The organism is Streptomyces sp. NPDC090077 (assembly GCF_044747545.1).
GTDB lineage: Bacteria > Actinomycetota > Actinomycetes > Streptomycetales > Streptomycetaceae > Streptomyces.
In genome coordinates, this window is record NZ_JBIVEG010000062.1 from 1 (window position 1) to 11074 (window position 11074).

At 69.9% G+C, this 11074-nt stretch carries 11 protein-coding genes and 1 riboswitch; of the genes, 6 read left to right on the forward strand and 5 right to left on the reverse strand.

Annotated features, from left to right (window positions below; translation table 11 throughout):
• Nucleotides 1–296 precede the first annotated feature (296 nt).
• A complete protein-coding gene (locus tag ACIPW5_RS39605; RefSeq protein WP_401256301.1) occupies nucleotides 297–1160 on the forward strand; it encodes a hypothetical protein in 864 nt (287 codons plus the stop codon).
• A gap of 103 nt (nucleotides 1161–1263) precedes the next feature.
• Here ACIPW5_RS39605 and groL read toward each other — a convergent pair whose 3' ends face one another.
• The 4 genes from groL to thrC all read right to left on the reverse strand — a co-directional run bounded on the left by groL (nucleotide 1264) and on the right by thrC (nucleotide 5459).
• Nucleotides 1264–2883: a chaperonin GroEL gene (groL, locus tag ACIPW5_RS39610; protein ID WP_007265555.1), complete on the reverse strand. Its 1620-nt coding sequence runs from the start codon at nucleotides 2881–2883 to the stop codon at nucleotides 1264–1266.
• A gap of 378 nt (nucleotides 2884–3261) precedes the next feature.
• Nucleotides 3262–3468 carry a cold-shock protein gene (locus tag ACIPW5_RS39615; protein WP_008743607.1) on the reverse strand — a complete coding sequence of 69 codons (207 nt, stop codon included), beginning with the start codon at nucleotides 3466–3468 and terminating at the stop codon, nucleotides 3262–3264.
• 393 nt (nucleotides 3469–3861) lie between these two features.
• Complete coding sequence (locus ACIPW5_RS39620; protein WP_401256304.1) at nucleotides 3862–4140, reverse strand: MoaD/ThiS family protein; 279 nt, start codon at nucleotides 4138–4140, stop codon at nucleotides 3862–3864.
• A 44-nt stretch (nucleotides 4141–4184) separates the two neighbouring features.
• Complete coding sequence (thrC, locus tag ACIPW5_RS39625; RefSeq protein WP_401256307.1) at nucleotides 4185–5459, reverse strand: threonine synthase; 1275 nt, start codon at nucleotides 5457–5459, stop codon at nucleotides 4185–4187.
• A gap of 17 nt (nucleotides 5460–5476) precedes the next feature.
• A riboswitch (SAM riboswitch) is annotated at nucleotides 5477–5615 on the reverse strand.
• 196 nt (nucleotides 5616–5811) lie between these two features.
• On the opposite strand from thrC, the gene ACIPW5_RS39630 reads away from it, so the two are divergent.
• Entirely contained in the window at nucleotides 5812–6762 is a 951-nt protein-coding gene (locus ACIPW5_RS39630) for a glucosyl-3-phosphoglycerate synthase (RefSeq protein WP_401256310.1), read from the forward strand.
• Between the two features lie 79 nt (nucleotides 6763–6841).
• On the forward strand, nucleotides 6842–8299 hold the full coding sequence (locus tag ACIPW5_RS39635) for a trehalose-6-phosphate synthase (RefSeq protein ID WP_401256313.1): 1458 nt from the start codon (nucleotides 6842–6844) through the stop codon (nucleotides 8297–8299).
• Nucleotides 8300–8825: 526 nt separating this feature from the next.
• On the opposite strand, the gene ACIPW5_RS39640 is transcribed toward ACIPW5_RS39635, so the two are convergent.
• On the reverse strand, nucleotides 8826–9170 hold the full coding sequence (locus ACIPW5_RS39640) for a hypothetical protein (protein WP_401256316.1): 345 nt from the start codon (nucleotides 9168–9170) through the stop codon (nucleotides 8826–8828).
• A gap of 63 nt (nucleotides 9171–9233) precedes the next feature.
• On the opposite strand from ACIPW5_RS39640, the gene ACIPW5_RS39645 reads away from it, so the two are divergent.
• The 3 genes from ACIPW5_RS39645 to ACIPW5_RS39655 all read left to right on the forward strand — a co-directional run bounded on the left by ACIPW5_RS39645 (nucleotide 9234) and on the right by ACIPW5_RS39655 (nucleotide 10683).
• A complete protein-coding gene (locus ACIPW5_RS39645; protein ID WP_401256318.1) occupies nucleotides 9234–9767 on the forward strand; it encodes a flavoprotein in 534 nt (177 codons plus the stop codon).
• Between the two features lie 236 nt (nucleotides 9768–10003).
• A complete protein-coding gene (locus ACIPW5_RS39650; RefSeq protein WP_401256321.1) occupies nucleotides 10004–10288 on the forward strand; it encodes a hypothetical protein in 285 nt (94 codons plus the stop codon).
• Nucleotides 10270–10683 carry a DNA-binding protein gene (locus tag ACIPW5_RS39655; RefSeq protein WP_401256324.1) on the forward strand — a complete coding sequence of 138 codons (414 nt, stop codon included), beginning with the start codon at nucleotides 10270–10272 and terminating at the stop codon, nucleotides 10681–10683. Before ACIPW5_RS39650 ends, ACIPW5_RS39655 begins: the two co-directional genes overlap by 19 nt.
• Nucleotides 10684–11074: the final 391 nt, after the last annotated feature.

Here is an 11074-nt window from a genome sequence, read left to right on the forward strand (position 1 = left end):
GCGCCCGCGCGGCCGCGGTCTTTCTGGCCCCCGCGGGGGGGCCCGGCGGCGGGCGTCGAGACGGCGCGGGTGTGGGCGGCGTTGTTGGTGGTTGGGGGGGGGGGGGCCCCCCCCCCCCACCACCCACCGCCCTCCCCGACCGCCGCCCATACCAGGCCGGATGACGATCCGTGACCGGCTTGCCACGCAGGGCCATCAGGCCCTACCTTGCGGCTGGAAACGAAAATCGGCCCCCGCCGGTGCGCCAACACCGAAACGAGGGCCTGACCAAACGAGATCGGACACAACGATCCACGATGGATGACGTTCAGCTTAGTGCTGCCCCTCACCCCCTCGCCAAGCCCGGCTACGGCAAAATCGCCGCCCCGGAGCAAGCGCCCCGCACCGCCCGCGACTTCGCGCACCTCCCGGCCCGCGAGGCGGCCGTCGCCGGGTACCTCGACCGGCTGCCGGACGGCGCCGACATCAGCGTGAAGACCCTGGCCGCCGTCCTGCCCCTGTGGGGCCAGTGCGCCCTGCGCACCGCCCTCAACCGGCTGGCCACCGCCGGGCACCTGCACCGCGTACGGCAGCGGCTGCCCGGCGAAGTCACCCGCTGGGTCACCCGTACGCACTTCTCCCGCACCCCCCGCGACGGCGCCTGGTGGGCCCGGTTCACCCAGAGGGATTCCCCCGCGCCGACCGCCCCACCACCACCCACACAGGTACCCCCGGCCCGGGCCGATGCCCCGGATGACGCGTACGACGTCCTCGCCTCCCTCGGCCGCACCGCCCCCGCCCTGGCGCTCTCCAAGGCCGACTGCACGGCCCTCGCCCCGCTCCTGGTCCCCTGGCTGGCCCGGGGAGCCTCCCCCGACCGGATCCGGCTCGCCCTCACCGCCGGCCTGCCGCCCGTGGTCCACCACCCGGCGGCCCTGGTCCGCAAACGCCTGGAGTCGAAACTCCCCGCCGCACCACCGGCCCCGGCAGAGCCCGCCCAGCCCCCGCCCCGCGCCGAGTGCACCGAATGCCACGCCCCCGGCCCGCCCGCCGCCTTCACCGACGGCCGCTGCCGCGCCTGCCGCCCCGAAGCCCCCCGCCCACCGGTCTTCACCCCGTCCCTCACCCCGGCCGAGGTCCGCGCCCACGCGACCCGCATCCGCGAAGGGAACCGCCGATGACCAATCCCGCCCCCCTCCCGGCGGAAACGCCCGAGGGCGGTACCCCCTCCACCAGGAAGGGGTACCGCCCTCGTTCGAGAACAGCCGATCAGCCAGGGGCCGATCAGAAGTCCATGTCACCGCCCGGCATGCCGCCCGGAGCGGCGGCGGCCTTCTCCGGCTTGTCGGCGATGACGGCCTCGGTGGTCAGGAAGAGCGCGGCGATGGACGCGGCGTTCTGCAGCGCGGAGCGCGTGACCTTCGCCGGGTCGATGATGCCCTCGGCGATCATGTCGACGTACTCGCCGGTGGCGGCGTTCAGACCGTGGCCGACGGCCAGGTTGCGCACCTTCTCCACGACGACGCCACCCTCGAGACCACCGTTGACGGCGATCTGCTTCAGCGGGGCCTCCAGCGCGAGCTTCACGGCGTTGGCGCCGGTCGCCTCGTCACCGGTGAGCTCCAGCTTCTCGAAGACCGAGGAGGCCTGCAGCAGGGCCACGCCACCGCCGGCGACGATGCCCTCCTCGACGGCCGCCTTCGCGTTGCGAACGGCGTCCTCGATGCGGTGCTTGCGCTCCTTGAGCTCGACCTCGGTCGCGGCACCGGCCTTGATGACGGCCACGCCGCCGGCCAGCTTCGCGAGGCGCTCCTGGAGCTTCTCGCGGTCGTAGTCCGAGTCGGAGTTCTCGATCTCGGCGCGGATCTGGTTGACGCGACCCTGGACCTGGTCGCTGTCACCGGCACCGTCGACGATGGTGGTCTCGTCCTTGGTGATGACGACCTTGCGGGCGCGGCCGAGCAGGTCGAGACCGGCGTTCTCCAGCTTGAGGCCGACCTCCTCGGAGATGACCGTGCCGCCCGTGAGGATGGCGATGTCGCCGAGCATGGCCTTGCGGCGGTCGCCGAAGCCCGGGGCCTTGACGGCGACGGACTTGAAGGTGCCGCGGATCTTGTTGACGACCAGGGTCGACAGGGCCTCGCCCTCGACGTCCTCGGCGATGATCAGCAGCGGCTTGCCGGACTGCATGACCTTCTCCAGGAGCGGCAGCAGGTCCTTGACCGAGCCGATCTTGGAGTTGACGATCAGGATGTACGGGTCGTCGAGCGACGCCTCCATACGCTCCATGTCGGTGGCGAAGTACGCCGAGATGTAGCCCTTGTCGAAGCGCATGCCCTCGGTGAGCTCGAGCTCCAGACCGAAGGTCTGCGACTCCTCGACCGTGATGACGCCTTCCTTGCCGACCTTGTCCATGGCCTCGGCGATGAGCTCGCCGATCTGGGTGTCGGCGGCGGAGATCGAGGCGGTGGAGGCGATCTGCTCCTTGGTCTCGACGTCCTTGGCCTGCGCCAGCAGGGCGGCGGAGACGGCCTCGACGGCCTTCTCGATGCCGCGCTTGAGGGCCATCGGGTTGGCGCCGGCGGCGACGTTGCGCAGACCCTCGCGGACGAGCGCCTGGGCGAGGACGGTCGCGGTGGTCGTACCGTCACCGGCGACGTCGTCCGTCTTCTTGGCGACTTCCTTGACCAGCTCGGCGCCGATCTTCTCGTACGGGTCCTCGAGCTCGATCTCCTTGGCGATGGAGACACCGTCGTTGGTGATCGTGGGGGCGCCCCACTTCTTCTCAAGGACGACGTTGCGACCCTTGGGGCCAAGGGTGACCTTGACGGCGTCGGCGAGCTGGTTCATGCCACGCTCGAGACCGCGCCGGGCCTCCTCGTTGAACGCGATGATCTTGGCCATCTGAAGTGGTCCTCCAGGACTGGGGTTCCCCCCACGCCGCCTGGCGTAAGGAGAGGGTGGATTGCTCCGGACCGCGCCCGCGCCCGCGACGGACGGCCTGCGGATCCGACGGTTCCGTCCCGTCGGGTCCTGCGGGCCTCACCGGCCCGGTCCTCGTTTTGGTAGCACTCTCACCGGGAGAGTGCTAACGCCAATGATTAGCACTCGACCCCCACGAGTGCAAGCGGCTTCAGGCAACACGCGGGCGGCGCGGCGGTGACGCGGCGGCGGCGCGGCGGCGGCGCGGGGCGACATGCGTGAGGGGCTCACATCCTGTCCCGGATGTGAGCCCCTCATGCGTCTGTGCGTGCGTCGGTGGCCGATCGCGTTCGCTCCGACTCAGCCGGCCGCGAGCTTGACCATGTCCGCCTGCGGACCCTTCTGGCCCTGCGAGATCTCGAACTCGACCCGCTGACCCTCTTCAAGGGTGCGGTATCCGTCCATCTGGATGGCGCTGTAGTGGACGAACACATCCGCACCACCGTCGACCGCGATGAAGCCGTAGCCCTTCTCCGCGTTGAACCACTTGACGGTGCCCTGAGCCATGCCTAACTCCCCTATTACTGGCCCTTGCGCGGGACCGCACTTCGCGGTCCCGGGTCAGAACTTGCGCCGGAACGCCTCGACCGCGGCTGAATGTATCCGCACCGGTGCTGTCAGCAACAGGTCAATCCGACGAGAAATCTGGACACACGGAAACCGGTAAATAGGATGAAAACTTGGCATATTCCAGGGCAACTCGGGCCAGACAAGCTGCACCAAAGGCCCAAAAGGCACGCGCATGTTGACTCAATGTCAACCATCCGTCAGCCCGCTCATATGCGCCGGGCATGAACAGCGGAGGGGACTGCCCCAACTCTACCGCGCCCAATCAAACAGAATTACCCCCTCCACTTTTAGCGGAGGGGGCAATTCTGATCTGAACGCGTCAGTCGGACGTCAGCAGCCGCCGGCCACGGCGGGAATGATCGAGACGCCGGCGCCGTCCGGCGTCACCGCCTCCAGACCGCCCTCGAAGCGCACGTCGTCGTCGTTGACGTAGACGTTCACGAAGCGGCGCAGCTTGCCCTGGTCGTCCAGGACGCGCGCGGCGATGCCCGGGTGGTTCGCCTCCAGGGAGGCGATGACCTCGGCGAGGGTCGCACCCTCGGCCGGGACCTCGGCGGCGCCGCCGGTGTAGGTGCGCAGGATGGTGGGGATGCGGACGTTGACGCTCATGGCGCTACCGCCTTTCCGGGTGTGTCAGGGGGAGCAGGGAAGGGTCAGGCCAGGCCGGCGGCGCGGAAGGCGTCCAGGCTCGGGCGGATGGTGGCGGTCTGACCGCTGTCCGACGCCACCGCCTCCAGGGTCTTGAGGCCGTCGCCGGTGTTCAGGACCACGGTGGTCAGCGCCGGGTCGAGCTGCCCGTTCTCGATGAGCTTCTTCGTCACGCCGACGGTCACGCCGCCCGCGGTCTCGGCGAAGATGCCCTCGGTGCGCGCCAGGATCTTGATGGCCTCGACGACCTGCTCGTCGTTGACGTCCTCGACGAAGCCGCCGGTGCGGCGCGCGATGTCCAGGACGTACGGGCCGTCCGCCGGGTTGCCGATCGCCAGGGACTTGGCGATGGTGTTCGGCTTCTGCGGGCGGACCACGTCGTGACCGGCCTTGAAGGCGGTCGACACCGGGGAGCAGCCCTCGGCCTGGGCGCCGAAGATCTTGTACGGCTTGTCCTCGACGAGGCCGAGCTTGATCAGCTCCTGGAGACCCTTGTCGATCTTCGTCAGCTGGGAGCCGGACGCGATCGGGATGACGATCTGGTCGGGCAGCTGCCAGCCGAGCTGCTCGCAGATCTCGTACGCCAGGGTCTTGGAGCCCTCGCCGTAGTAGGGGCGCAGGTTGACGTTGACGAAGCCCCAGCCCTCGCCCAGCGGGTCGCCGATGAGCTCGGAGCAGAAGCGGTTCACGTCGTCGTAGTTGCCCTCGATGCCGACGAGGTCGCCGCCGTAGACACCGGCCATGACGACCTTGCCCTGCTCCAGGTCGTGCGGGATGAACACGCAGGAGCGGAAGCCGGCCCGGGCGGCCGCGGCGCCGACGGCGCCGGCCAGGTTGCCGGTGGAGGAGCAGGACAGAGTGGTGAAGCCGAAGGCGCGGGCGGCCTCGACGGCGATGGCCACGACGCGGTCCTTGAAGGAGTGCGTCGGGTTGCCGGAGTCGTCCTTGACGTAGAGCTTGCCGGTGACGCCCAGCTCCTTGGCCAGGTTCTCGGCGTCCACGAGCTTGGTGAAGCCCGGGTTCAGGCTGGGCTTGGAGGCCACGTCCACGGGGACGGGCAGCAGCGGCGCGTAGCGCCAGATGTTGTTCGGGCCGGCCTCGATCGCGGCGCGCAGGGCCTCCGGGTCGCCGAGCGGGAGCTCGTAGGCGACTTCCAGCGGACCGAAGCACTCGACGCAGGCGAAGATGGGGCCGAGCTCGAAGCGGGTACCGCACTCGCGACAGGAAAGTCCGGTGGCGGGTCCGAGGTCGACAGAGGTGGCGACAGTCTGTGCAGCCATGATGGCGAGGCCCTTTCTCCTCATCTTCCCCATGGCGCACTTCGCCATGAGACGGAATTGGCACCTTCCCTAGCCGGGGCCTCGCGCGAGCGAGAACCGACTGGAGGGTTGCCGGGGCTTCAACGGGCCGTGTCCCTCTGCCCCTCTGGATGAGCGGTATGGCACCGGACACACGCGCTCTGTGGCGCGCCGGTGCGTTTGTGCGCGGGACCCCCGGCATGCGGTGGTCTCTCGCGTTGTTCAAGACTGTAACCGAAGGGACGGGTGGTTGAGACAGCCGTCCGAACCGCGAGATGGATCACAATTCGGCTGAAAAACGCCGAGTGCCGAAGACTCCCGAGGAGTGCTGAGAGTGCTGGATGAGGTGGAGCGCTGGCTGGCCGACCGCTCCTGGTCCGCCGCCGACCGACCGCTCGACCAGCTGCTCGACCGGAAACGGGCGGCCGGGACGACGGTGAGCGTGGTGCTGCCCGCGCTCGACGAGGAAGCCACCGTCGGGGAAATCGTCGAGATCATCCGGCGCGACCTGATCGAGGCCCCGCCCGTCCCCCTGGTGGACGAGCTCGTGGTCGTCGACTCCGGTTCCACCGACCGTACGGCCGAGGTCGCCGCCAAGGCCGGCGCCCGGGTCGTGCACCGGGACGCGATCCTGCCCCGCATCCCGGCCCTGCCCGGCAAGGGCGAGGTCCTGTGGCGCTCCCTGCTGGCCACCACCGGGGACGTCGTCTGCTTCGTGGACGCCGACCTGCGGGACTTCGACTCCGCCTTCGTCTCCGGGATCGTCGGGCCGCTGCTCACCGACCCGCAGGTGCAGTTCGTCAAGGCGATGTACGACCGGCCCCTCGGCGACACCCCCGGCCAGGGCGGCCGCGTCACCGAACTGGTCGCCCGCCCCCTCCTCAACCTCCACTGGCCCCGGCTGGCCGGCTTCGTCCAGCCGCTCGGCGGCGAGTACGCCGTACGCCGCTCCCTGCTGGAACGCCTCCCCTTCCCCGTCGGGTACGGGGTGGAGCTGGGCCTGCTGGTGGACGCCCTGCACACGGTCGGACTGGATGCGCTGGCCCAGGTGGACGTGGGGGTCCGACTGCACCGGCACCAGGACGGGCAGGCCCTGGGCCGTATGGCCGCCGCGATCTACCGCACCGCACAGCTGCGGCTCTCGCGCGGACACCTCGTACGGCCGGAGCTGACCCAGTTCGAGCGGGGGCCGGACGGGTTCGTGCCGCGCACGTACCCCGTGGACACGGAGGAGCGGCCGCCGATGGCGGAGATCAAGGAGTACGCGGGGCGGCGCGTGGCGTGACCCCGCCTTTGACCAGTACGTGACGAACCGGACATTTCCCGGACGTTTGAGCGAGCGGGCCCCGGGCTAGGTTCGCGACATGGCTTCTCAGGTACTCGTCGCCGCCAACCGCGGCCCGCTCTCGTACGCCCTCGACGCCGACGGCACGCTCAGCGCCCGGCGCGGCGGCGGCGGCCTCGTCTCCGGCCTCTCCGCCGCTCTCGCGGCGCAGCCGGAGGCCCTGTGGATCTGCGCGGCCCTCTCCGAAGCCGACCGGGAGGCCGTCCGCCGCGGCGTTTCCGAGCCGGGCGTCCGGATGCTGGACATCGACCCCGCGGTGTACGACGACGCCTACAACGGCATCGCGAACTCCGTGCTCTGGTTCACCCACCACCACCTGTACGACGTCCCCCGCGAACCCGTCTTCGACGCGGAGTTCCGCCGGCGCTGGGCCTCGTACACCGCCTACAACCGGGCCTTCGCCGAAGCCCTCGCCGAGGAGGCCGCCGAGGGCGCCTCCGTCCTCGTCCAGGACTACCACCTCGCCCTGGTCCCCGGGGCCCTCCGCGAACTGCGCCCCGACCTGCGGATCGCGCACTTCACGCACACGCCGTGGGCGTCGCGGGAGTACCTGGACATGCTCCCGGACGACATCCGGAAGGAACTGGTGTGGGGAATGCTCGGGGCGGACCGCCTCGGGTTCCACACCGAACTCTGGGCGCTCAACTTCGTCACCGGCGCCACCATGGACGACGAGCGCGGCATCGCGGACTCGTACGTCCCCCGGAACAGCGGCCCCGGGGTCAACCACCGCAGGATGACGGCGGACGGCCGGTACGGGGAGAAGCGGTTCACCGCGGCGACCGCCTACCCCCTCGGGGTGGACGGCGACGACCTGCGCTCGCTCGCCCACCGGCCGGAGGTCGACGACAAGCTCGCCGCGCTCCGGGCCGAGGTAGGCGACCGCAGGACGATCGTCCGCGTGGACCGCACCGAACTGTCGAAGAACATCCTGCGCGGCCTGCTCGCCTACCGAGAGCTCCTGACCACCCACCCCGAGTGGCGCGGCCGCGTCGTCCACCTGGCCTCCGCCTACCCGTCCCGGCAGGACCTGAAGGTGTACCGGGACTACACGGACTCGGTGGGGCAACTGGCCGAGGAGATCAACACGGAGTTCGGCACGGACGACTGGCAGCCGGTCCTCGTCTCCGTCCAGGACGACTTCGCCCGCTCCCTGGCCGCGTACCGCCTCGCCGACGTGGCACTGATCAACCCCGTACGCGACGGCATGAACCTCGTCGCGAAGGAGATCCCGGTCGTCTCGGAGGCGGGCTGCGCCCTGGTCCTGTCCACCGGGGCAGGAGCGTACGAGGAACTCCGCGCGGACGCCCTCACGGTCAGCCCGTACGACGTCACGGCGACGGCCGAAGCCCTCCACGAGGCCCTCACCATGCCGGAAGCGGAACGCGCGGAACGCACGAAGCGCCTGGCCGCGGCCGCGACGGCCCTCCCCCCGGCAGCCTGGTTCGAGGCCCAGCTCACGGACCTGCGGGGGTAGGGGCGGAGGCTCGCGGTACGGGCCCGCCATCTCCCCCTCGACCCCCCGGGGCCGGGCGGCGGCTGCCCACCCGCCTCCCGGGTGCGGGCCGGTGGGGCGGGAAGCGGAATCCCCTCGGGCGGTCTCAGAGCAGGTTGGGGGCTTCCCGTCAGTCCCATCGTCCTTCCGGTTCGTGCCGGCCTGTCAAGGGCGCTCCCTCCGGTCGCGTCGCTACGCGATCGCCTTCGGCGACCCTTGACAGGCCGTCCCGCCCCGGAAAGCCGAAAGACTGCCGGGAAACCCCCAAAGAAACGGCACGGTCCAGAGAGGGAGGGGCGGGTCTCTCAGCGATGCGCGAGGGGCCGGGCCCCGGCCCGCCGGGCATCCTGGCCCGTCCAGCCCCGATCCGGGGCCAGGGGCGCGACTACCTGCACCAAAGGTCGCTCAGAGCCCGCTGGCGTGCACCCGGGCGCGACAGATCGCTACGCGCTCCTCCCGGCCAAGCGTCCGGCCGCCGTCCTGGGCTGATACCTGCAGCAAAAGTCGATCAGAGCAGGGCGGAAGCGCAGGGGCGCGTCAGATCGCTACGCGCTTCTCTGATCTCGGCGGCCGGCGGTTGTGGTGCTTTCTCAGCTTGTAGATGCCCAGGGGCGGGAACTAGTGCCCGGTCGACCATGTAGCGGGCACGGCGTGAAGTCAGCGCCGACGGCGGCATCTTCAGGTTGCGTGCCTGGGCGAGGGCCTGGTCATAGCTGCGCATGGTGATCGCCGCACCGAGGTCGTGAAGTGCGACGTTCACCCGGCCGAACGAAAGCAAGTGGACATCGCCGGCCTCTCCTCCGACTCGCTCGGCAAGTTCGCGGGCGGCTGCGATGCGGTTCTCCACGGCCACGCGGTCACCAGCGCGTGCAGCCAACGTCGTTGCCACGAACCGGGGCTGCATAGGCTCGGGGCCATGACGACGAGGACGCTCTTCCTGTTCTGCTCGGCTGCGCCGCCCGTCTTCGACGTGGCACGTGTGGTCGAGGACGCCCAGGCGCGCGGCTGGGACGTCTGCCTCGGGCTCACGCCTTCGGCTGCCGAATGGCTGGAGGACAGCTTGGCCGGGCTGGAGGCACTCACCGGGCATCCCGTGCGCTTCCGGTACAAGCGCCCCGGCCAGCCGGACGTCTGGCCGCCCGCAGACGCGGTCCTCGTGGCGCCCGCCACCACGAACACGATCAACCGATGGGCTCTCGGCATCACCGACAGCTTCGTCGTCGGGTTCGTCGCCGAGGCCCTCGGTAAGAACATCCCGCTCGCCGTCATGCCATGCGTGAATGCCGCCTATGCCCAGCACCCACAACTACCAGTCTCCCTGGGAACCCTTCGGGAGGCCGGGGTGCAAGTCCTCTTCGGTGAAGGCGGCTTCAAACCGAACCCTCCCGGAGAGAAGCGGCCGTACCCGTGGAACGCAGCGCTGGACGCGGTGGATGAGCACCTCCGATGATCTGCGCCCTTCAAGCGATTTGCCTGCCCCCTGAAAAGGTCCTGGGCTGAGCCAGTTCCCGGACGACCGGGCGCCCCTGACCGCTTCCCGTGTTGCTCCATTCGCCGCTCGGTGCAGGTATCGGCCCGGGACGGCGGGTGGCCGCCGAATCGCCCACGACCGCGGTACCGATCAGCGCGGAAAGCGCCCGGAACGGATACCGGGATCAATTCCTACATCTTTGATACTTTAGAAGGGTGTCTGAGACGACGTACGGAATCGGCGAGGGACCAGCCGCCCGCGTGAGCCTCTCGCTGCCCGAGGGGACGGCAGAGGCGATTCGCGCGCGCGTGGGGAAGCGCGAGTTCTCGGCTTTCGTGACGGCGGCCGTGGAGCGTGAGCTGCGCGGGCAGATCCTTGACGAGTACCTGGCCGACTACGAGCAGCGGCGCGGCCCCCTCTCGGCCGAATCCCAGCACGCAGCCCGTCAGGTCTTCGACGAGGTCTTCGCGGAGGGCAAGGAATGGCCCGCCGCAAGCTGAGCCGCGAGGGCACTCTCGTCCTGGACAGCGAGGGGCTGTCCAAGCTGCTGAACGACGATGAGCCCGTGGTGTCCCTCGTCGCCGAAGCGCGCGGTCGTGGCATGGAAGTCGTGATCAGCGCGTTGACGATCATCGAGGCAGCGCACGCACGCACCAACAAAGCTCGACTGAACTGGATCCTCTCCGGTGTCCGCGTGATCCCGGTCGGAGAAGAGGAAGCCAGGGCTGCTTCCGTCCTGCTGATGGAGGCGGGCCTTCACGGCCACAAGTACGCGATCGACGCGGCTGTGGCGGAGGCCGCCTTGCGACAACCGCGTCCCGTCGCCCTGCTCACCTCTGATGTCGACGACATGACGAAGCTCTGCGGCGATCGCGTGCACATCATCGGCGTCTGACAGCCCGCCCACACCGGCCCAAGACGGTCGCCGGACGCTGAGACGGGAGGAGCGCGTAGCGATCTGTCGCGCTCATGTGCTTCCGCGCTGCTCTGATCGACTTTTGGTGCAGGTATCAGCCCTAGACAGTCGCCGGACGCTTGGCCGGGAGGAGCGCGTAGCGATCTGTCGCGCTTGGGTGGTCCGTAGCGTGCTCTGAGCGACTTTTGGTGCAGGTAGCGGCGCCCCTGGCCCCGGACCGGGGCTGGACGGGCCCGGATGCCCGGCCGGCCATGGCCCGGCCCCTCGCCTCATCGCTGACGGACCCGTCCCTTGATCATGGACCGTGCCGTTTCTTTGGGGGTTTCCCGGCAGTCTTTCGGCTTTCCGGGGCGGGTCGGCCTGTCAAGGG